Annotated in this window: 18 protein-coding genes; 14 read left to right on the forward strand and 4 right to left on the reverse strand. The window is 63.0% G+C overall.

The annotated features are described in order from the left end of the window. Nucleotide 1: 1 nt before the first annotated feature. Complete coding sequence (urtE, locus tag EYW45_RS13985) at nucleotides 2-700, forward strand: urea ABC transporter ATP-binding subunit UrtE (protein ID WP_161135995.1); 699 nt, start codon at nucleotides 2-4, stop codon at nucleotides 698-700. An 84-nt stretch (nucleotides 701-784) separates the two neighbouring features. Here the strand turns inward: urtE and EYW45_RS13990 are convergent, their stop codons facing one another. The 3 genes from EYW45_RS13990 to kynB form a co-directional block, all read right to left on the reverse strand. Next, entirely contained in the window at nucleotides 785-1,897 is a 1,113-nt protein-coding gene (locus EYW45_RS13990; protein WP_161135996.1) for a tartrate dehydrogenase, read from the reverse strand. A 136-nt stretch (nucleotides 1,898-2,033) separates the two neighbouring features. Beyond that, nucleotides 2,034-2,456: an HIT family protein gene (locus EYW45_RS13995; RefSeq protein ID WP_161135997.1), complete on the reverse strand. Its 423-nt coding sequence runs from the start codon at nucleotides 2,454-2,456 to the stop codon at nucleotides 2,034-2,036. A 71-nt stretch (nucleotides 2,457-2,527) separates the two neighbouring features. Continuing rightward, nucleotides 2,528-3,157 (reverse strand): arylformamidase, encoded by a 630-nt coding sequence (kynB, locus tag EYW45_RS14000; RefSeq protein WP_161135998.1) that lies wholly within the window; start codon nucleotides 3,155-3,157, stop codon nucleotides 2,528-2,530. Nucleotides 3,158-3,297: 140 nt separating this feature from the next. On the opposite strand from kynB, the gene kynU reads away from it, so the two are divergent. The 5 genes from kynU to EYW45_RS14025 all read left to right on the forward strand — a co-directional run bounded on the left by kynU (nucleotide 3,298) and on the right by EYW45_RS14025 (nucleotide 8,619). After that, complete coding sequence (gene kynU / locus EYW45_RS14005; RefSeq protein WP_161135999.1) at nucleotides 3,298-4,557, forward strand: kynureninase; 1,260 nt, start codon at nucleotides 3,298-3,300, stop codon at nucleotides 4,555-4,557. A gap of 17 nt (nucleotides 4,558-4,574) precedes the next feature. Then, entirely contained in the window at nucleotides 4,575-5,423 is an 849-nt protein-coding gene (kynA, locus tag EYW45_RS14010) for a tryptophan 2,3-dioxygenase (protein WP_161136000.1), read from the forward strand. Nucleotides 5,424-5,575: 152 nt separating this feature from the next. After that, on the forward strand, nucleotides 5,576-5,785 hold the full coding sequence (locus EYW45_RS14015) for a hypothetical protein (RefSeq protein WP_161136001.1): 210 nt from the start codon (nucleotides 5,576-5,578) through the stop codon (nucleotides 5,783-5,785). A 50-nt stretch (nucleotides 5,786-5,835) separates the two neighbouring features. Further along, on the forward strand, nucleotides 5,836-6,759 hold the full coding sequence (locus EYW45_RS14020) for a D-hexose-6-phosphate mutarotase (RefSeq protein WP_161136002.1): 924 nt from the start codon (nucleotides 5,836-5,838) through the stop codon (nucleotides 6,757-6,759). 6 nt (nucleotides 6,760-6,765) lie between these two features. Further along, complete coding sequence (locus EYW45_RS14025; RefSeq protein WP_161136003.1) at nucleotides 6,766-8,619, forward strand: ABC transporter ATP-binding protein; 1,854 nt, start codon at nucleotides 6,766-6,768, stop codon at nucleotides 8,617-8,619. A gap of 27 nt (nucleotides 8,620-8,646) precedes the next feature. Here the strand turns inward: EYW45_RS14025 and EYW45_RS14030 are convergent, their stop codons facing one another. Beyond that, complete coding sequence (locus EYW45_RS14030) at nucleotides 8,647-9,159, reverse strand: DUF4142 domain-containing protein (RefSeq protein ID WP_161136004.1); 513 nt, start codon at nucleotides 9,157-9,159, stop codon at nucleotides 8,647-8,649. 203 nt (nucleotides 9,160-9,362) lie between these two features. Between EYW45_RS14030 and EYW45_RS14035 the strand changes: the two genes are divergently transcribed. Genes EYW45_RS14035 through EYW45_RS14070 form a run of 8 tightly spaced genes read left to right on the forward strand, consistent with a single transcriptional unit; the run spans nucleotide 9,363 to nucleotide 21,839 of the window. After that, nucleotides 9,363-10,496 carry a metallophosphoesterase family protein gene (locus EYW45_RS14035; RefSeq protein WP_328703630.1) on the forward strand — a complete coding sequence of 378 codons (1,134 nt, stop codon included), beginning with the start codon at nucleotides 9,363-9,365 and terminating at the stop codon, nucleotides 10,494-10,496. Continuing rightward, nucleotides 10,493-13,219 carry an AAA family ATPase gene (locus tag EYW45_RS14040; protein ID WP_161136006.1) on the forward strand — a complete coding sequence of 909 codons (2,727 nt, stop codon included), beginning with the start codon at nucleotides 10,493-10,495 and terminating at the stop codon, nucleotides 13,217-13,219. Before EYW45_RS14035 ends, EYW45_RS14040 begins: the two co-directional genes overlap by 4 nt. Before the next feature lie 46 nt (nucleotides 13,220-13,265). Next, a complete protein-coding gene (locus EYW45_RS14045; RefSeq protein ID WP_161136007.1) occupies nucleotides 13,266-14,081 on the forward strand; it encodes a glucose 1-dehydrogenase in 816 nt (271 codons plus the stop codon). A 17-nt stretch (nucleotides 14,082-14,098) separates the two neighbouring features. Beyond that, nucleotides 14,099-16,024 carry a glycoside hydrolase family 15 protein gene (locus tag EYW45_RS14050; protein ID WP_161136008.1) on the forward strand — a complete coding sequence of 642 codons (1,926 nt, stop codon included), beginning with the start codon at nucleotides 14,099-14,101 and terminating at the stop codon, nucleotides 16,022-16,024. After that, the gene (locus tag EYW45_RS14055) at nucleotides 16,008-19,277 is read left to right on the forward strand and encodes a response regulator (protein ID WP_161136009.1); all 3,270 of its coding nucleotides are present in this window, start codon (nucleotides 16,008-16,010) and stop codon (nucleotides 19,275-19,277) included. The genes EYW45_RS14050 and EYW45_RS14055 overlap by 17 nt, the downstream gene beginning before the upstream one ends. Beyond that, nucleotides 19,278-20,099 carry a CheR family methyltransferase gene (locus tag EYW45_RS14060; protein WP_161136010.1) on the forward strand — a complete coding sequence of 274 codons (822 nt, stop codon included), beginning with the start codon at nucleotides 19,278-19,280 and terminating at the stop codon, nucleotides 20,097-20,099. 30 nt (nucleotides 20,100-20,129) lie between these two features. After that, on the forward strand, nucleotides 20,130-20,708 hold the full coding sequence (locus EYW45_RS14065; RefSeq protein ID WP_161136011.1) for a chemotaxis protein CheB: 579 nt from the start codon (nucleotides 20,130-20,132) through the stop codon (nucleotides 20,706-20,708). 18 nt (nucleotides 20,709-20,726) lie between these two features. Beyond that, nucleotides 20,727-21,839: a hybrid sensor histidine kinase/response regulator gene (locus EYW45_RS14070; protein WP_161136012.1), complete on the forward strand. Its 1,113-nt coding sequence runs from the start codon at nucleotides 20,727-20,729 to the stop codon at nucleotides 21,837-21,839. The last annotated feature ends 34 nt before the right edge of the window (nucleotides 21,840-21,873 follow it).

The following is a 21,873-nucleotide window of genomic DNA, read 5'->3' on the forward strand; positions in this document are numbered from 1 at the left end:
GATGCTCGAGGTCAATCATATCGACCAGTATTACGGCGGCAGCCACACGCTGCGCGACGTGTCGCTTACCGTTCGCTCAGGCGAAGTGATGGCCCTGTTGGGGCGCAACGGCGTGGGCAAGACCACGCTTTTGAAGTGTCTGATGGGCGTGCTCCCGGTCGCGGCCGGCGACGTGCGTTTCGAAGGCACCGACATCACCCGTCTCGCACCGCACCGGCGCGCCGCGCGCGGCATGGCCTACGTGCCGCAGGGGCGCGACATCTTCGCGCGGCTGACCGTCGAGGAAAACATTCTGATGGGGATGGCCACGCGCAGCGGGCGTGATGCGCGCCGCATCAAAGGCGAGGTTTTCGAACTCTTTCCGGTGCTGCGCACGATGCTGGCACGCCGGGGCGGCGATCTATCGGGCGGACAGCAGCAGCAACTGGCCATCGCGCGGGCGCTCGTGGCCGAGCCCAAGCTCATCATCCTGGACGAACCCACCGAAGGCATCCAGCCGTCGATCATCAAGGATATCGCCAACGTGATCCGCCTGTTGCGGCAACGCGGCGACATCGCGATCCTGCTGTGCGAACAGTATTTCGATTTCGCGCGCGAACTGGCGGATCAATTCGTGGTGCTGTCGCGGGGCGAAGTGGTCGCCAGCGGCGATCGCACGCATATCGACGGCGACGACGTGCGTCGCCATTTGTCGGTATGAACGATTGATAGTGCTGCTCGGTCCTGCAGGGCCGAGCAGCACCTGGGGCCTGCCGCTAGACGCAGCAAGGCCCCTGCAAGCGCCTCAGGCCGTCACGAGCTTGGCGATGGCCGCACCCACTTCCGACGTTTTCGCGCTGCCCTTCAAATCAGGAGTGATCGGGCCGTCGCGCAGGACGGTTTCGATGGCTTGCATAATGGCCGCGAAGGCCGCATCGGTGCGTTGCTGCACGTCGCCGCCGGCGCCCTGACCGAGAAACTCCAGCATCATGGCACCCGACCAGATCATCGCGATCGGGTTGGCGATGCCCTTGCCGTAGATATCCGGCGCTGACCCATGCACCGGCTCGAAGAGCGACGGAAAATTGCGATCGGGATTCAGATTGGACGAGGGCGCGATGCCGATCGTTCCGGCGCAGGCGGGGCCCAGATCGGAAAGAATGTCGCCAAACAAATTCGACGCCACCACCACATCGAAGCGATCCGGTTGCAGCACGAAGCGCGCGCTCAGAATATCGATGTGCTGTTTATCGGTGGTGATTTCGGGATATTGCGCCGCCATCAATTCGGCGCGCTCGTCCCAATAGGGCATGCTGATGGCGATGCCGTTCGACTTGGTGGCCACGGTCACGTGTTTGCGGGCACGGCGCTGGGCCTGCTCGAACGCGAAGCGCAGCACGCGGTCGGTGCCGATGCGCGTGAAGATCGATTCCTGCAGCACGATCTCGCGATCGGTGCCTTCGAACATGCGGCCGCCTACCGAGCTGTACTCGCCTTCGGTGTTTTCGCGCACGACCAGAAAGTCGATGTCGCCGGGCTTGCGGTTGGCCAGCGGGCACGGCACGCCATCGAACAAACGCACGGGGCGCAGGTTGATGTACTGGTCGAATTCGCGGCGAAACTTCAGAAGGGAGCCCCACAACGAGATGTGATCGGGCAGCATCTCGGGCCAACCCACCGCACCGAAATAAATGGCGTCGCAGTCGCCGATCTGATCTTTCCAGTCATCGGGCATCATCTGCCCATGCACCTTGTGATAGTCGCAACTGGCCCATTCGATGTGTTGAAAATCGAACGTCAGGCCGAAACGTTTGCCGGCGGCTTCGAGCACGCGCAGGCCTTCGGGCATGACTTCCTTGCCAATCCCGTCGCCAGGGATCACTGCAATGCGAAATGGTTTTGCTGCGGGGGTGGCCACGATTGTCTACTCCTTGAGAGGTCGGGGGGATGGCGATGCCGCGACTGGGGGCGTCGCGGTGGCCGGTGGGGGGCATCGATCGCTTCTGCGGCGACGTAGCGCTGCGCGGCGGCTGCCGCGTCGTCAAAATCGAACGTTACTCGGCAAGCGCGGCGCGGATCTTCTGCGCGTTGGCCTCGAGCACGGCGCTGTCGGCCATGGTCGTGGCGTGATCGCGATAGCTGCGGCCGGGGTGGCGCGGGATGACGTGAAAGTGGCAGTGCGGCACCGTCTGGCCTGCGGCTTCGCCATTCATCTGCGCGACGTAGATGCCGGGCGCCTGCATGGCGGTTTTCACCGCGCGGGCCAGCCTTTGCGTGGTCAGGATGGTGGCCTGCAAGGCGTCGGCCGGCACATCCATCAACGTGGCGCCGGCGGCCTTCGGGATGATCAGCACGTGGCCATCCGTTTGCGGCATGATGTCCATGAAGGCGAGCGTGACGTCGTCCTCATACACCTTGACGCAGGGCGCTTCGCCGCGCAGGATCTTTGCAAAGATATTGTTGGGGTCGTAACTCATCGGCCGTTGTCCTCAATACTGGCAGGTCCATCAGCGGCGACTATACCTTAGTCGCGAATGCGCATCGCGCCCTAGCGCAGGGCGCGCAGCACGGCGCGCACGGGGCTGGCATCGGCGTCGGCCAGGGCCAGGGGCAGGGCAATCAGCTCGTAGTCGCCCTCCGGCACGGCGTCGAGCACCAGGTTTTCCAGCACCCGCATATCGTGCCGGCGAAGACGGTGATGGCTATCCAGCGTTTTGCTTGTGCCCGGGTCGACGCTGGGGGTGTCGATGCCCACCAGCCGCACGCCGCGCTCCGCCAGCCAATCGAGCGTTTCCGGTGCAAAGGCGGCAAAGCGGTCGCGCCAGGCATCGACGGCGGCGCGCTGCTCGGTGCGTACCAGTACGCGGGGCGGCAGCGCGGCTGCAGCATGTTGCAAATGGGCGATCTCGATAAGGGGATGCACGCCGATCGCGTGAATGACGCGGCAAACGCCCAGGAACGGCTCCAGCGCCACGGCGCCGATGGGCGCCCCGTCGGCGTCGTAGTGCAGCGGCGCATCCGCATGCGCGCCCACGTGGGGCGAGAGACGGATTTCGCTGACATTGACCGGACACTCCGGGCCGATGGTCCATTTCCACTGCTGGGAAAACGGCGTGTCGCCCGGGAACACGGGCGATGCCGCACGCACGGGGGGGGAGATATCCCAGAGCCTTGTCATATCCAATTCCTGCGCGAAATGATTTAAGCTTAAAGTATGCCTGCGGCTGCCTTTGACGCCAAGCGTCGAGCACCGCGCACCGCTCATCAATTGAGGGCGTCGTCGCGGCATCGACCGCCCTGTTTTACCGGAAAAACGTCATGACGATCGACGAGTCAACGTGTGCGGCGCGCGACGCGGCAGACCCGCTGCGCAGCCTGCGCGACAACTTCGTGCTCAATCCCGATGAAGTGTACTTGGATGGCAATTCGCTGGGCGTGCTGCCCAGGGCCACCGCGGCGCGCATGCAGGACGTCATCGCCCAGGAGTGGGGTGATGGCCTGATCCGCAGCTGGAACACCGCGGGCTGGATCGATCTGCCGCAGCGCGTGGGCAACAAGATTGCACGATTGGTCGGCGCTGCGGACGGCGAACTGATCGTCGCCGACTCCACCTCGGTCAATCTCTATAAAGCACTGTCGGCCGCATGTGCGCTGGCCAAGCAGGCGGGGCGCGGCGGCAAGCGCATCGTGAGCGAGCGCAGCAACTTTCCAACCGATTTGTACATCGCCGAATCGCTGGCGCGCGAACAAGGTTTCACGCTCGATCTGATCGAGCCGGACGACATCCTGGGCACGCTCGACGATTCCGTGGCCGTGCTGCTGCTCACGCACGTCAACTATCGTACCGGCCGGATGCACGATATGGCGGGCATCACGGCGGCCGCCCATCGCGCCGGCGCGCTCACTATCTGGGACCTGGCCCACTCGGCCGGTGCCGTGCCGGTGGATTTGAATGGCGCCGACGCCGATTTCGCCATTGGGTGCGGCTACAAGTATCTGAATGGCGGCCCGGGCGCGCCCGCGTTCGTGTGGGTGCATCGTCGTCACGCCGAGGCCGCCACGCAGCCGCTGTCGGGATGGATGGGACACGCTGCGCCGTTTGCCTTCACCACCGGCTATGCGCCGGCGCCGGGCATCAATCGCTTTCTGTGCGGCACGCCACCGCTGTTGTCGCTCTCGGCGCTTGAGTGCGGGGTGGACAGCGTGCTGGCGGCCGAGCCTTTGGGCGGCATGCCGGCGCTGCGCGAGAAATCGTTGGCGCTGACGCAACTGTTCATCGAGCTGGTCGAATCGCGCTGCGCGGGTCACAACCTCGAGCTGGCCAGTCCGCGCGAGGGCGATCAGCGGGGCAGTCAGGTGTGCTTCAGTCTGCCGGACGGCGCCTACGCCATCGTGCAGGCACTGATCGCGCGGGGGGTGATCGGCGACTTCCGGGCGCCCGATATCTTGCGTTTCGGCTTTACGCCGCTGTATACGAGCTATGTGGATGTGTGGCGAGCGGTGGAACAACTGCGCCAGGTGCTTGAGGGTGGAGAATGGCGCGAAGCGCGCTTTGCGCAACGCGCGGCAGTAACGTGAGCAACCCGGAGAGCGCAATGACCGAACCCCAAACGCCTGCGGATATCGTCCGCGAAGAACGCGCGCAGCTCGATTTCTCGCGCGACATGACCTACGGCGACTATCTGCATCTGGATGCGCTGCTTACCGCGCAGCATCCGTTGTCGCCCGAGCACAATGAAATGCTCTTCATCGTGCAGCATCAGACCAGCGAATTGTGGATGAAGCTGATGTTGCACGAGCTGCGCGCCGCAATCGACAACGTCGCGAACGACCGTCTGGCACCGGCATTCAAGATGCTCGCGCGCGTGAGCCGCATCATGGATCAACTGGTGCATGCGTGGGATGTACTGGCCACCATGACGCCGCCCGAGTATTCGGCGCTGCGGCCCTATCTGGCACGATCCAGCGGATTCCAGAGTTTCCAGTATCGCCAGATCGAATTTTTGCTGGGCAACAAAAATGCGGCCATGCTCAAGCCCCATGCGCACCGGCCGGATCTGCAGGCGCAGGTGCAGGCGGCTTTCGAGGCGCCGTCGTTGTATGACGAATCGCTGCGGCTGTTGGCGCGTCACGGCATCCCGGTGCCGGCCACCGCCACGCAGCGGGATTGGACGCAACCGTATCGGGCGGATCCCGGCGTCGAATTGGCGTGGCTGACCGTGTATCGCGATTCGGAGCGTTATTGGGATCTGTACCAACTGGGCGAAAAGCTCACCGATCTGGAAGACGCCTTTCGTCAATGGCGGTTCCGTCACGTCACCACCGTGGAGCGGGTGATCGGATTCAAGCGCGGCACCGGCGGCACGGGCGGTGTAAGCTACCTGCGCAAGATGCTCGACGTGGTGCTGTTTCCCGAAATCTGGACGCTGCGCACCTCGCTTTGACATCGCTTCGGCGGGAGGCGCCGGCGGCGCCTGGCTACCGCAGAAACGGGTGCATGGCGGCATGCGTCTTGCTGGATCGGCGGGTGCGATAGTCTCGTCATCGGCGGCGCGAGGCCGCCGATCGTCATTGTCTGCCGCCTCTGGAGCATGCCATGAGTCTGCCGCGCAATCAGCAACCGAACGATGCGTCTCGCACCGATCCCCCACCGCCCAAGACACCGAAGCCGCCGCCCGAAAGCACCGACACCGATCGGGATTCGGGGTTTAATATTCCGCCAGGGGTCGACCCCGATACCGCGCGCGATCCAGGCAACCAGACGCCTGCTGCACCGAAGACCGATAACCGGTCTGGGCGCGGCTGACGGGCCAGCGCGTCCACCGTACGTCACGCTTTTCCTACGTCCAAGACACGATGACCGACACTTCCCTTTGCACGATCGACCGCATCATGCTCGACGAACTCGTGTGCTGGCGTGTGCGCACGCCGCACGGCGAAGCGTGCGTTTCTGAGCAGGGCGCGCATTTGTTGCGTTACCGCCCCACCGATCAGCCGCCTCTGGTGTGGCTGAGCGAGCAGGCCGAATTCCGGCTGGGAGAGAGCCCGCGCGGGGGCGTGCCGGTGTGCTGGCCCTGGTTTGGCGATCTGGCGCGCAATCCGCACGCCGTACGCGCCGAGGCCGCCGATATGGACGATCCTCCGAAGCACGGGGTTGCCCGAACCTTGCTGTGGACGCTGACCTCGCAAAGCACCGATGCCGAGGGTGCCACGTTGGTATTTACGCTCGACTTGCCCGAAGGTCTGGACGGCTGGCGGCACAGTGCGCGTGCCGCACTCACGATGCGTTTCGACACGGCGGTCACGCTGTCGCTCACGACGTTGAATCGTGGCACGGCGCCGTTATCCATGACGCAGGCGCTGCATACGTACTTCGCGGCGAGCGATGTGCATGCGGTGTCGGTCGATGGGTTCGACGGTACGCACTACATCGACACGCTTGACGACTGGCGCGAGAAGCCGCAAGCCGGCGCGATCCGCTTTACCGGTGAGACCGATCGAATCTATCAGGGCTTCGCGGGGCATGCCGTGATTCACGATCCCGGCTGGCAGCGGACGATTCACATTCATACGCAGGGTTCGGCGTCCGCCATCGTCTGGAATCCCTGGATCGACAAGGCGCGGCGCCTGACGCAGTTCGATGACGACGAGTGGCGCGGCATGCTGTGCATCGAAACCGCGCGTGCCGCTGCCGACCTGCTCACGCTTCAGCCGGGCGAAGCGCACACCTTGTCCGTAAGGTTGACCGTCGAGCCTGCCCACGTATCGAGTCCGGTTTAAGGCGTCATGTCCCAAAAATCGACTCGGGGTATTTTTGCGCGGTTCGAGCGGCTGATCGATCCGTTTCAACCTGCCAGCGACGCCACGCCTCCGGCGCGCGTCGCCAAGTTTTATATCTATTATCTGGTTCAGGTGTGGCCGGTATTGTTCGTCTTGCTCGCCGTAGGCTTGGTGGCCGCACTGATCGAAGTGGCGCTGTTTCGCTACGTGGGCAATATCGTCGACTTGGCCCAGTCCACGCCGCCTGGTGAGTTCTTTTCGACGCACGGCACCACGTTGCTGCTGATGGCGGCGGTGGCATTGATCGTGCGGCCGCTATTCATCGGGCTGCACGATTTGCTGGTGCACCAGACGGTCAATCCCAATCTGACCACTTTGATTCGCTGGCAAACGCATCGCTACGTGCTCAAGCAAAGCATCGGATTTTTTCACAACGATTTTGCGGGCCGCATTGCGCAGCGCATTCTGCAGACCGGCAATGCATTGCGCGATTCCGCCGTTCAAGCGGTCGATGCGTTGTGGCATGTGTTCATCTATGCCGGTAGTGCCTTGATTCTGTTTGCGCAGGCCGACTGGCGCCTCACCGTGCCGCTGATCATCTGGATCGTCGGCTATGCGGTCGTGTTGCGGGTATTCATTCCGCGCGTGAAGGCGCGTTCGGCAGTGGCTGCGGAAGCGCGTGCCAAACTGATGGGGCGCATCGTCGACGGCTACACCAACATCACCACACTGAAATTGTTCGGGCACAACGCGGGCGAAGAACGCTATGCGCGCGAGGCCCTGGCAGAAGAAACCGGCAGCGCCCAATATGCTGCGCGCGTGATCACGGCCATGGACTTCTGCATCATGTTGCTCAACGGCGTGCTGATCGTGGGCACCGCCGGACTGGCATTGTGGCTGTGGTCGATCGGGCGCATCTCGGTGGGGGCAATCACGCTGGCCGTGGGTCTCGCAATCCAGATCAACAATATGTCGGGCTGGATCATGTGGGTGGTCAACGGCATTTTCGAGAACGTCGGCAATGTGCAGGACGGGATCAACACGATCTCGCGTCCGCGCACCATCGTCGATGTGCCCGACGCGCCGCCATTGCGCGTGACGGCCGGCGCATTGGACTTTGACGGCGTCGATTTTCACTACGGCAAAGGTGCCGGCCTGATCGACAAGCTCGATCTGCACATCGCGGCGGGCGAAAAAATCGGTTTGATCGGACTCTCCGGCGCCGGCAAATCCACTCTGGTCAATCTGCTGCTGCGCCTGTACGACGTCGAGGGCGGGCGTATCACCATCGACGGTCAGGATATTTCACAGGTGACGCAAGAAAGCTTGCGTGCGCAGATCGGCGTGGTGTCGCAGGACACCTCGCTGCTGCATCGCTCGATTCGCGAAAACTTGCGGTATGGCCGGCCCGAGGCGACCGAAGAAGAGATCGTGCAGGCCGTGGCGCAGGCCAAGGCCGACTCGTTCATCAATGCGCTCGGCGATCGCGAAGGCCGGATCGGGCTGGATGCGCATGTGGGGGAGCGCGGCGTGAAGCTCTCCGGCGGACAACGGCAGCGCGTGGCGATTGCCCGAATGCTTTTGAAGGATTCGCCGATTCTCGTGCTCGACGAGGCGACGTCGGCGCTCGATTCCGAAGTGGAAGCGGCCATCCAGGAGAGCCTGGATGTGTTGATGCGCGGCAAGACGGTGATTGCGATCGCTCACCGGTTATCGACGATTGCGCGGATGGATCGGCTGGTCGTCATGGAGCGTGGCAGGATCGTCGAGTCGGGCACACATGCCGAGTTGATTGCGGCCGGCGGCCTGTATTCGCGCCTGTGGCGTCATCAAACCGGCGGTTTCATGGGGATGGATTGAGCCCGACCTGCGCGTCCGCCTCTGCGGCTACTTCTTGAGTGCGGCGGCGGTTTCCACCGCACGCGTGTGGTGGTCAGTGAGCACCGGCACCATCTCTTGTGCGAAGGCGCGTACGTCTTTGTCTTTGGCGTTTGCTGCAGCCTGTTGAAACTGCTTCAGCGAAGCCGCCTGGCGTTTTGGACCAGCCTGCTCCATATAGGCGCGATCGAAGGCATCGCCTTTCTGAGCCGAAAGTTTTTTCAATGCGGCATGGTGTGCATCGCCCGGACCCACGGGGAGATCGACTTTCTTGTCCATCGCCAGCTTTTTCAAGGCGTTCTCGATCCGCCGATTGTCATCCACCATCTGCGCGGCGTACTTTTTGACGACCTCATTTTGGCCCAACCGTTCTGCCAACCGGCTCGATTGAATGTCGAACTGACCGTCCAGGGCCGCTTCTTTCAGAAAGGCCGCGTCGGCCGCGGCAGGCGCTGCCGCGTGAACGGTGGCCGTCAGGCAGATGGCCGCGCCCAGGCTCAGGGCAATACAGCGAGCGTTCATAAGCGTGATCAAGGCAGTCTCTCGGTAGGGCAAGCGAGTGAAGGGGCAACTGGCGTGCCCGGTGTAATCGGCCGTGTGCCGAAATCGGACAGGTAGGCACTTTGCCACACCGCCATGAGTCAGCGATAGACGTAGATCTACGGCTTGCACGGTCATCGCAAAAACGTATGATCGTGTCCATACGAACGATAGGCAGGACGCACGTGGCAACCTTTATTCATACGGCCGATTGGCAGATCGGCCGCCAGTACGGTCAATTCGATGTCGAGTCCGGCGCGCTATTGGCCGAGGCGCGATTCGATACCGTTGCGGGCATTGCCCGTCTGGCCCAGGCGCGCGGCGTCGATGCGGTGCTGGTTGCCGGCGATGTGTTCGATACGCAAGCGGTGTCGGACCGCACCATCCGCCGTCTGTTCGCGGCGCTTGCCGCTTACGCCGGCCCGTGGGTGATGATTCCGGGTAACCACGACGCGGCACTGGCCGAAAGCGTCTGGACGCGGGCCCAGGCGCTCGGATGCGTGCCGGCCAACGTGCATCTCGCGCTTGAGCCGGGCGTGGTGCGCGTCAGCGACACGATGGCAGTACTCGCGGCACCGCTCACGCAACGCCACACCTACGACGATGTGACCGCTACGTTCGATCGGCTCGATACGCCGGCCGGCGTGCTGCGCATCGGTCTGGCGCATGGCAGTGTGACCGGCAAGCTGGATGAGGGCATCGACTCGGCCAATCCCATTGCCGCGGATCGCGCAGTCACCGCCCGGTTGGATTACCTGGCGCTCGGCGACTGGCACGGCTGTCTGCGTCTGGACGGCCGCACCTGGTATAGCGGCACGCCCGAGCCCGAGCGGTTTCGCGGCAACGATCCTGGCGATGTACTGATTGTCGGCATCGATGCGGCAGGCGCCGAGCCGGTTGTCGATCGTCTGCGCGTGGCGCGATATCGGTGGCTATCCTGGCAGGCGCCCTTGCTGGTCGATGCCGATATCGACGCGCTGGCGCAACGGCTTGCCCCACTGGGCAGCGACGATGTGTTGCGGTTGGAGGTGTCCGGATCGTTGACGCTCGCGGCATGGGAACGCCTGCAGGGCGTGCTGGGCGAGGCCGATGCGCGTGTGCGTGCGTTGCGCGCCGATACCACGCAAGTGGTGTTGGCGCCGGATGCGCATGATCTTTCCACGCTCGGTCTGGATGGCTATGTGGCAGACGTGGCCAATGCCTTGCAGGCGATGCAGGCCGAGGGCGACCCTGCAAAGGGCGAGACCGCGCGCGATGCCTTGCGCCTGTTGGTGCAGTTCCAGCAGGAAGCCACGCGCGCAGCCGGGAGCCCGGCATGAAGATCACGCGCCTGGCATTGGAAGAATTCCGGCAGTTTCGCACGCCCCTGGTGCTCGACGGGCTTACCGATGGCCTCAATATTTTTGTGGGCCCGAATGAGGCCGGCAAGAGCACGGTTGCAGCAGCGTTGCGCGCCGCGTTTCTCGAACGCTTCAAAACCAAGATGGTGTCCGATTTGGCACCTTGGGGCATGGCGCAACCGCGGCCGTCCATCGATGTCGATTTCGAGCAGGCGGGCTCGACCTATCGCTTGCGCAAAACGTTTCTCAATCGCGCGCGTTGCGAATTGACGATCGATGGCGAACGCCGTCTCGAGGGGGAGGCGGCCGAAGATGCATTGGCGCAGTTGCTGGGATACGAACTGCCGCTCAAGGGTCAAAGCAAATCCGAGCACGGTGGCATCCCGGGATTACTGTGGATACAGCAAGGCAGCAGCCAGTCGATTACCGATGTGGCGGCCTATGCGGGTCAGCATTTGCGGGATGCGCTTACGCGCATCTCAGGCGAATTGACGGCCAGCGATGGCGATCGGTTGTTCGACGCCGTCGCGGCCGCGCGCGGTGCCCTGCGCGACGCGCGCACTGGCCGACCCAAGGGGCTCTATCGCGAAGCCGAGGAGCAATGGGAGCAGGCGGGCTTGCGCGTGACGCAACTGCAGCAGGATCGCGCCGCGCTGGATCGCGATGTCGATCAGTTGGCGCAATTGCGGCAGAGCCAGGCCCGCCGGGCCGCCGCGCAACCCTGGGGGCAATTCGAACAGCAGGCGGCCGCCGCGCGCGAGCAACTGGCGCAAACCGAAACACTGAAGCAGCACGTCGAGGCGCTGGTGCGCGATACCGAAACCCTCCGGCAGCGGCAGGCGCTGGTGCAGGAACGCATGCAACGCGATCGTCGCGACCACGCCGAGCGCGACGCGTTGCGAGTGCAAAGCGACGACGCCGCTGCGGCTATCGAAGGCGTGCGTCAAGCCGCGGCGCAGGCCGATGCGGCCCAGAGACAAGCCGCGGAGGCCGCATCGCTTGCGCGTGCCGAGCGTGATGCCGTGCACCAGCGTGCGGCGAGGCGTGAGTTGCTCGCGCGACGCGAGCGTGCAAGCGCATTGACGGCGCAGGTAACGGCGCAGCATCGTCAAGCCGCCGTGTTGCATGCGCAACTGACGGCATTGCAAGCCGAAACGGCTGGCGCCGCGATCACGCAAGCCGATATCGACGCGGTGCAAACGATCGAGCAATCCCTCTCGACGTGGGCGGCGCAGATGGGCGCGCTTGCGCCCAAAGTCACCTACCGTTTGCAGGATGGCGCGCCGGTCACGATCGGGGGCGCAGGCGTCTCGGGCGAGGGTGAGTATGCCGTCGCATCGGCAACCGATATCGCCGTCGACGGCGTGGGCGTTTTTCATATCGTGCCCGGGGGCGCCGATCTTGACGCCTTGCGCGGCAAGGTCAGCGATGCGCAGCGCCGCCGTCAAGCGCTGTTCGATCGCATGGGCGTCGATAGTGCCGCAGCGGCCCAGGCGGCCTGGCTGCGGCAATCGAGCCGCACGCAGGATATCGCGCTTGCGCGACGCGCGCTCGCCATTCATGCGCCCAATGGGATCGACGCGTTGGCACACGATCTGGCTGTGGCAAAAGCGGCGCAAGCCGAGCACGACCGGCAATGGTCGGCGATCGGCGCCGATCGCACGGCGGCAATCCCGGCGAGTGCATCTAATGGGGCGCTGGCGTTTGGAGACGCGGTGTCGCCGGCGTCGACCGGTGTGCATGATTCCGCCGCCGCCGCCGCCGCCGACGCCGATGACGCCACCTTGCTGGCGCGCAGCGACGCTGCCGAGAAGCAGCTCGATGCCGCACGGCAAGCCGCCGCGCGTGCGGCGGGCACTGTCGAATCCGCAGTGTCCCGCGCCGAGTGGGCGAGCCGCCAATGGCGCGCCGCCTGCGATGCGCTCGACCACCCGGACCGCGTGCGTGAGCGCGAACAGGATGCCGTACTTGCAAGGGAAGCCGATGCGCAATGGCAGGCGGCCACGCAGCAGGTGGCCCGTGCACAAGCCGAGCTCGCCGCGCGCCAGCCCGACCTGCTGGCTCAAGATCTGCGCCGTTTCGAGCAGTCGGCGCGCATCGCCCGCGAGGAGCACGACGCACAGCGCGAGCGCATCTTGCAATTGCAAGGACGTCTGGAGCAAGCCGGTGCGCAAGGCGTGGGTGAGGCGCTCGCTGCCGCCACTGCGGAGGTCGAGCGCCTGGCGCGTCGCCGTGATGAGCTCGCCCGCCGCGCCCGTGCACTCGATCTGCTGAGCGAGCTGCTGGGCGCGCAGCGCGAAGCGGCAACGCTGCGGCTGCAGGCACCGCTCGCGCGCCGGCTCAATCATTATCTGGGCTTGTGGTCGCCGGGCGCGGCCATTCGGCTGGACGATCAACTCATGCCGGCGACCCTCGTACGGGGAGAGGCCAGCGACGCCTTGCGCAGCCTGAGCTTCGGCACCCAAGAGCAATTGGGCATTCTGGCGCGGCTGGCCTACGCCGATTTGTTGGCTGAAGCCGGACGGCCGACCTTATTGGTGCTGGACGACGCGCTCGTGCATACGGATGACGCGCGCCGACCGCTGATGAAGCGGGCCCTGTTCGATGCGGCCACGCGGCATCAGATTCTGATGTTTACGTGTCACGCCGAGGCTTGGCAGGATATGGGTTCGGCACAGCGTGTGCTGAGTGCCCACGTCTAGGGCCGCTCATGCAGGCCCGTTTTACTGTGCAACGACGGAGGTCTGTATGGATCAACAGGGGCTCGATGGACGCATTGCGATCGTGACGGGCGGTGGCGCCGGAATTGGCGCAGCCAGTGCCATGGCGTTGGCGCAAGCCGGTGCCACGGTGGTGATCAATCACCGCCCGCGCGACTCGTCGCGGGAGGCAGCAGAAAAGCAGGTCGCCGCAATCGCGGAGCAGGGCGGCAGTGCGGTTGCCATGCCGGCCGACGTCAGCGACGAAGCGCAGATCGAAACGCTGTTTGCGCAGACGATCGAACGTTTCGGCAAGCTCGATATCCTGGTCAATAATGCCGGCATCGAAAAGCCAGCCGACTTCGACCAGATGACGCTGGCCGATTGGAACGCGGTCATGGACGTCAACCTGACCGGTCAATTTTTATGCGCGCGCGCCGCCGTGCGCCACTTCAAGACGCGCAAGCCCGATAACGGGGATGTGCGCGCGGTGGGGAACATCGTCTTCATCAGTTCGGTGCATGAAGTCATACCGTGGGCGTTCCAAACGAACTATGCTGCATCGAAGGGCGGCGTCATGTTGCTGATGAAATCCCTGGCGCAGGAAGTCGCACCGTACAAGATTCGTGTCAACAGTATTGCCCCGGGCGCCATTCGCACCAAGATCAACAAGGAAGCCTGGGATTCGAAGGAAAAGCTGGCGGAACTGGTCAAGCTCATTCCCTATGGGCGTATCGGCGAGCCTGAAGACGTCGGCCGCGCCGTCCGCTGGCTCGCCAGCGACGATTCCGATTACGTCACCGGCACGACCTTGTTCGTCGATGGCGGTATGACCCTGTATCCCGGCTTTCGCGGCGCAGGTTGATAAAGGAACCGTGAGTCATGTCTCTCCCGCTCGAACATTATGGTGTTATCGGCAATATGCTGTCGGCCGCGCTCGTTTCGCGCGAGGGATCCATCGACTGGCTGTGTCTGCCGCATTTCAACTCGCCGGCTTGCTTCGCATCGTTGCTGGGCAATCAGGAAAACGGGCATTGGCGCATCGGTCCCAAGGATCGCCGCGCGAAGGTCACACGTCATTACGTACCGGGCACCGCCGTGCTGGAGACGCGTTTCGAAACGGCGACCGGCGCGGTCACACTGATCGACTTCATGCCGCTTTCGGAAGATGAAGGGCACGTCGACGTGGTGCGGATCGTGCGCGCCGAGCATGGCCATGTCGATATGCAGATGGAACTGGCGCTGCGGTTCAATTACGGGCAAGTCGTGCCGTGGGTGCGCCGCCGCGATTACGGGTTGAGCGCGATTTCGGGACCGGACGCGGTAGAGTTGCACACCAGCGTGCCCCTGGTGGGCCGCGATATGAAAACCCATGCCAGCTTCTCGGTGGCAGCGGGGCAAACGGTGCCGTTCACGCTCTCTTATCACCGGTCGCACCAGATCCCGCACTTCGTGCCCGACCGCAACGAAAGCCTGCAGCGCACGATCGGTTGGTGGCGCGAGTGGAGCAATCGCTGTGTGTGCGAGACGGATAACAAGGTCTGGCGCGAGGCGGTGGTGCGGTCGTTGATCACGCTGAAACTGCTGACGTTTCAACCCACGGGCGGCATCGTCGCAGCGCCGACCACATCACTACCCGAGGCGATCGGTGGCAACCGCAACTGGGATTACCGCTTTTGCTGGCTGCGAGATTCGGCGCTCACCCTCTATGCGCTGCTGAACGCCGGCTATCGCGAAGAGGCGGAGGCATGGCAGCAGTGGCTGCTGCGCGCGGCATCGGGTCATCCCGATCAATTGCACATCATGTACGGCATTTCGGGCGAGCGCTGGCTTCCCGAGCACGAGGTGCCCTGGCTTGCGGGGTATGAAAACAGCAAGCCCGTGCGTATCGGCAACGAGGCGGCCGGTCAGCTGCAGCTGGATGTGTATGGCGAGCTGATCGGAACGCTCCATGTTGCACGCGAGGCGGAGTTGTCGCCCGTTGCCGAATCGTGGCGCCTGCAGAAGGTATTGCTGGCCAAGCTTGAAACGATCTGGCAGCAAGAAGACAACGGCATCTGGGAAGTGCGCGGTGCATCCCGGCATTTCACATTTTCACGGTTGATGTGCTGGCTGGCGTTCGATCGGGCGGTCAAGTCGGCCGAGCATTTCAAACTGTCCGGCCCGGTGGCGCGATGGGCCACATTGCGCGACACCATCCATGCCGATATCTGTGCCAACGGCTTCGACGAGAACAGCGGCACCTTCGTGCAGTATTACGGTGGCAAGGCGCTGGATGCCAGCCTGTTGATGATCCCGATCAGCGGATTTCTTCCTCCCGACGATCCGCGGGTGATCGGTACCGTCAGAGCGGTCGAACAGCGCCTGATGCACAACGGGCTGCTGCTGCGCTACGACACCACTGAAGTCGATGATGGATTGCGCGGGCAGGAGGGCGCCTTCCTGGCGTGCAGCTTCTGGTTGGCGGATGCCTACGTGATGCTTGGCCGCCGAGATGAAGCGTGCAAGCTTTTCGAGAAGTTGCTGTCATTGCGTAACGACCTGGGTCTGATGTCGGAGGAGTACGACACCGTGCGCCGTCGCCTGGTGGGTAATTTTCCGCAGGGCTTTTCGCATATCGGGCTCGTAAATACGGCCTATAACCTGATCCGGCAGCATGGGCCGGCGGCGCAGGCCGCGCAGGCGCAAGCCCCCGAGGGCAATGAGGTTTCCGATAATGAGCAGTCCGGAAGTAAACTCGCGGCGGTTTCCCACGCCCTCGATATCCGGCCAACCTCTCACATCGTGAACCATGCAGGCACCAAATAACAAAGAAAATACCGCGGTCAATGTACTGATCCTCGTTTTTTGCGGCGTCGTTTTTGCCGTCGATTGCGTGACGACCTTAGGCGTTGCCGTCTGGGTGTTCTATCTCGTTCCGTTGGTGCTGACGGTGCTGCAATCGCGTCGCGGCCTGCCCGTATTGACGGCGATGGCGATCATTGCACTGATCGCTCTGGGATACACGATCAAACCCGACGGCATTGGCGGCAACCTGCCGCTCTTGAATCGGGCAGCGGGATCGGTGGCGATTCTAGTGGTCGCCTGGCTGGCCGAGCGCGTGATCGGCGAGCGCAAGCAGGCGCGCCGGTTGTTGTGGCTGCAGTCGGGGCAAACGCAAGTGGGCATGAGTCTGCTGGGCGAGCCCGATGTGGATACCGCCGGCCGCGCCGTGCTGTCCACGTTGGCGCGCTACCTCAATGCCCAGATTGGCATCATGCAGCGGCTGGAACGCGGCGCTTTGGTGCCCGCCGGCACGTTCGGGATCGACGCCGAGGCGGTTGCCGCCGGGCAGGGAAGTTCGGGCAGCCATCTGGCCGCCGAGGTCGCCCGCAGCGGTGAGTCCATCATCGTGCGCGATCTGCCGGACCACTACGTGCGGGTGCAATCGATGCTGGGCGAGACAGCGCCCCGTCATCTGGTGGTGGTGCCCATCACGGTCGACAAGCGGCCCTTGGGTGTGATCGAGTTGGGCTTCGTGCAGCGCGACGCCCGTCTGGAAGACAAGCGCGAGTTTCTGGAACTGGTCGGCGAAACGGTCGGCGTGGCCATTCGCGCCGCCGCGTATCGCGAACATCTCAAGGCGCTCCTGGAGCAAACCCAACGCCAGAGCGAAGAGCTGCAGGTGCAGCAGGAAGAGCTGCGCGTCTCCAACGAAGAGCTGGAGGAGCAGGGCCGGGCATTGCGCGAGTCGCAGGCCCGCCTGGAAAATCAGCATGCCGAACTTGAGCAGACCAATGTGCAGCTCGAGGAGCACACGCAACGACTCGACCGGCAGAAGCAGGATCTGCTGGCCGCGCAGCGCACGCTGCAGGTCAACGCGCAGGAGTTGACGCGTGCCAATCAATACAAGTCGGAGTTTCTGGCGAATATGTCGCATGAGCTGCGCACGCCGTTGAACAGTTCGTTGATCCTGTCGCAGATCCTGTCCGATGCAAAGTCCACATTGAGCGTGGAGCAAGTGCGCGAATATGCGCAAACCATCCATGCCTCGAATAACGATCTGTTGACGCTCATCAACGATATCCTGGATCTGTCCAAGATCGAGGCAGGCCATGTGGATATCGACGCCGAGCCGATGTCGATGGTGGGATTGCTCGAGCCGATGCGGCAGCAATTTGCGCCGATCGCGGCCGACCGCGGGCTGGCATTCACGATCGAGATCGACGACGATGCGCCCACCTCGCTCGTGACCGATCGGCAGCGCCTGCAGCAGATTCTGAAAAACCTGCTCTCAAACGCCTTCAAATTCACGGAGCAGGGCAGTGTGCGCTTGCGGGTGAAGCAGGGCGCGGCGGGCAAAGTCGCATTTGCCGTGCGTGACTCGGGCATCGGCATCCCCGACGCCCAGCAGCACGTGATCTTCGAAGCATTTCGGCAGGCGGACGGCACGACCAGCCGCAAATATGGCGGCACTGGCCTGGGGCTGTCGATTTCGCGCGAACTGGCGCGTCGTCTGGGCGGCGATATCGCCGTTCAGAGCACCGCTGGTGAGGGCAGTGTGTTCACGGTCCAGGTCGCGGTCGAACTTGAAACCGCAGCATCTGAGACGGATGACGCTCAAGGCGATCGCGCGAGCGGTGCCGACACGGCCAACAGTGCGATCCGTGGGGCAGCGATGGCCTCACTCGAACCGATGTTGCGCCCAGCCGATGGTGCACAAACGCGCCGCGACGGCGCCGCCGGTGCTGCGCATGCGAACGGCAATCTTGCGTCCACCTCGAGCGCACGCGGCAATGCAGGTTCGTTCGCTGGCGCGTTTTCGGTGCAGCCTGAGGCCGCGCCGCCCACCGTCGCCGAGCTGGCCCACACCGCGACGCAACGGGCTGCCGGTGCCAATATGCGGCGCGAGCGCCTGATTTTGCTGATCGAAGACGACGAGCGTTTTGCAGCCGTGATCCGCGATCTGGCGCGGGATCTCAATTTCGACTTCGTACACGCCATTTCCGGCGACGAAGCGATGAAGCTGGCGCGCGAACTGGTGCCTGCCGGTATCCTGCTCGACGTCAATCTTCCCGATCAATCCGGGTTGAGCATTCTGGATCAGCTCAAGCGCGATCCGGAAACGCGGCATATTCCTATCCATATGCTGTCGGTCGAGGATCACACGCAGACGGCGCTCGAACTGGGTGCGATCGGCTATGCACTCAAACCCGTGGCCCGCGACGAGCTGATGCAGGCGTTCGCCAAAGTCGAGGAAAAGCTTAAATCGGGTCCCAGGCGCGTACTGGTGGTCGAGGACGACGAGACGCTGCGTGAAAACATCACCTTGTTGCTGAAGGCCGAGGATGTGGAGATCGTCGGCGCGGCGACGGGTGCGGAGGCGCTGAAGCAGGTGTCTGAGCGCTCGTTCGATTGCGTGGTCATGGATCTGATGCTGCCGGATGCGTCCGGGTACGAGTTGCTCGAGCAAATGGCCAGCGGCGGAAAATATGCGTTTCCGCCGGTGATCGTCTACACCGGCCGGGCACTGAGCCGCGACGAAGAGCAGCGCCTGCGCCGCTATTCGCGTTCGATCATCATCAAGGGGGCGAAGTCGCCCGAGCGGTTGCTGGACGAGGTCAGCCTCTTCCTGCATCGTGTCGAAGCCACGCTGCCGCCCGACCAGCAGAAATTGCTGCTGCAGGCGCGGCAACGCGATACGGTATTCGAGGGCCGCAAGATTCTGCTGGCCGAAGACGATGTGCGCAATATCTTTGCCCTGTCGCGAATCCTGGAGCCGTTGGGCGCACAGTTGGTGATCACCCGCAACGGTCGCGAAGCAGTCGAATATCTGCAGGGCAACGGCGAGGCCGACCTGGTGCTGATGGATCTGATGATGCCCGAGATGGACGGCCTGACGGCCATGCGCCATATCCGTCGCGACCGGCGTTTCGAGCAACTGCCCATCATCGCACTGACCGCCAAGGCCATGGCCGATGACCGGCGCAACTGCCTGGACGCGGGCGCCAACGATTACATCGCCAAGCCGATCGACGTCGATAAGCTGGTGTCCCTGTGCCGCGTGTGGATGTCCAAGTAAATGCCGCCCAAAACCCTCTTCGATATCGAGCTCCGCCTATTGCTGGAGGGGGTATATCTGCGTTATCAGCACGATTTTCGCGATTATTCGGTGGCGTCGATGCGCCGCCGGGTACGGCACGCGATGGAACGGTTTGAATGTGCGACGGTCTCGGCGCTGCAACATAAAATCCTGCACGACCCGGCGGTATTCGCGCAGATGCTGCAATATTTCACGGTCCAGGTCAGTGAAATGTTCCGCGACCCGGAGTATTTCCTGGCGCTGCGCCGCGAGGTTGTGCCGGTTTTACGGACCTACGCGTCGGTGAAAGTATGGGTGGCGGGATGCAGCACCGGCGAGGAAGTGTGGTCGCTGGCGATATTGCTGGCCGAGGAAGGATTATTGGATCGCACGTTGATATATGCGACCGACATTAACTCCGATTCACTCAAAATTGCCGAAACCGGCATTTACGATCTGGACCGTATTGCGCAGTTCAGCCGCAACTACATGCGCGCCGGCGGTACCGGTTCGTTGGCCGACTATTACACTGCAAATGCCCATAATGCTATATTCGGACGCAATCTGAGGCAGCATGTGGTGTTTGCAGACCACAGTCTGGCCACGGATAGTGTGTTTTCGGAAGTCCATCTCGTCTCCTGCCGCAACGTGCTGATTTACTTCAATCGCGCGTTGCAGGATCGCGCGGCCCATTTGTTCCATGAGGCGCTCGTGCACCGGGGATTTCTGGGATTGGGCTCCAAGGAAAGCCTGCGATTTACCGCGCAGGCAGACCAATTTTCTGAAGTGTCATCCAGCGAAAAAATCTATCAACGTTTGTGATCGAGCCGCCGTTTCCCATGCATTCAAGATATGCCGTCTGATATCGAATTCGTTGCAGTGGGCGCATCCGCGGGGGGCGTCGAAGCGTTGAGTGTGCTGCTGCAAGCGCTGCCGGCGGAATTTCCGTTGGCGATCGCAGTCGTATTGCATATACCGCCGGGCCGTCCGAATCCGATGCCGGGATTGTTTGCCGATCGGTGTCATTTGCCGGTGGTCGAGGCGGGCGATAAGGATGTCGTTGCAGCGGGGAAGGTATATTTCGCGCCGGCTGATTATCATCTTTTGGTTGAGCCCGATGGCACGTTTGCATTATCGGTGGATGCGGCGGTGCATTATTCAAGGCCGTCGATCGATATGTTGTTTGAATCGGCTGCGGACACCTATGGCAGCCGCATGCTGGGCATTGTGCTTACCGGCGCCAGCGCCGATGGTGCCGCCGGTTTGCGCAGTATCCGCGCGCAAGGCGGCCGCGCCTGGGTGCAGGATCCCGACACCGCGCGATCGGCCACCATGCCGCGCGCGGCGATCGATCTTGCTGGCGCGGATGAGATATTAGAATTAAGTCGTTTGGCGACAAATCTGTCGCGCCTCGCGAGTCGTACCCGATAAGAAATGGAAAAGGAAAGCGTGGCAACAAATGTGAATGTTCTGGTCGTCGATGACGTCGAGCAGAATCTGACGGCGATCGAAGCGTTGATCGCCGGCCCCGACGTAACGGTGCTGAAGGCGACTTCCGGCATAGCGGCGCTCGAGCTGCTGCTGGTGCACGACGTGGCGCTGGCATTGCTCGACGTGCAGATGCCCAATATGGACGGCTTCGAGTTGGCGTCGCTGATTCGCGGCAGCGAGCGCACCCGCGCCATCCCGCTGATTTTCCTGACGGCCGCCGCGCGCGAGCCTGAAAAATTCTTCAAGGGCTACGGTGCCGGGGCGGTCGATTTTCTCTACAAGCCTATCGATGCCGGCGTCTTGCAAAGCAAGGTTGGCGTTTTCGTGGCGTTGGACCGCCAAAGAAAGCAGTTGGCGGCGCAACTCGAAGAGTTGACCCAGGCCCTCAAGCTGAATGAGATGTTCACTGCCGTCCTGAGCCACGATCTGCGCAATCCGCTGTCATCGGTGGCCAATGGCGCTGCAGTGTTGCTTAAAATGTCCGGCGATCCTGGCGTGACGCGTACGGCGCGCCGCATTCAGACGACCACGCGGCGCATGGGCAATATGGTCGAGCAGTTGCTGGATCTGGCCCGGATTCGCTCCCAGGGATTGCGTTTGAACGTGTGTTCGGCCGATTACGCGGAACTCTGCGGCGCAATCGTGGACGAAATGGAGGCGGCCGGTGACGGTACGGCCCGTATAGAATTCGAACAGGCTGGCGATGTGCAGGGAGAGGTCGATGTCGACCGGTTCTCGCAAATGATCTCCAATCTTGTCGGCAATGCCATGCAGCACGGTACGCCGGATGCGCCGATACGATTGCGGGTCGACGGGTCGGCACCTGAGCGTATTACGGTCAGCGTGCAAAATGGCGGGTCGATTCCAACCGGGCAGTTGCCTCACGTATTCGAACTTTTCCGCTCGGGAGAGAACGAAAACACTGGGCACCGCGGTCTCGGGCTCGGCTTGTTCATCGTCAAGAAGTTTGCAGTAGCCCACGGCGGTGATGTGACGGCAACGTCATCCCCCGCCGCCGGGACGATCTTTGAAATATCCATGCCGCGCGCATTCGCGCACGGCGTCCACTAATCTCCATCATGCCGCGGGTGCAATCTTTCGGACA

Origin of the sequence: Schauerella aestuarii, from assembly GCF_009866805.1 — a bacterium.
GTDB classification, from domain to species: Bacteria; Pseudomonadota; Gammaproteobacteria; order Burkholderiales; family Burkholderiaceae_B; genus Schauerella; species Schauerella aestuarii.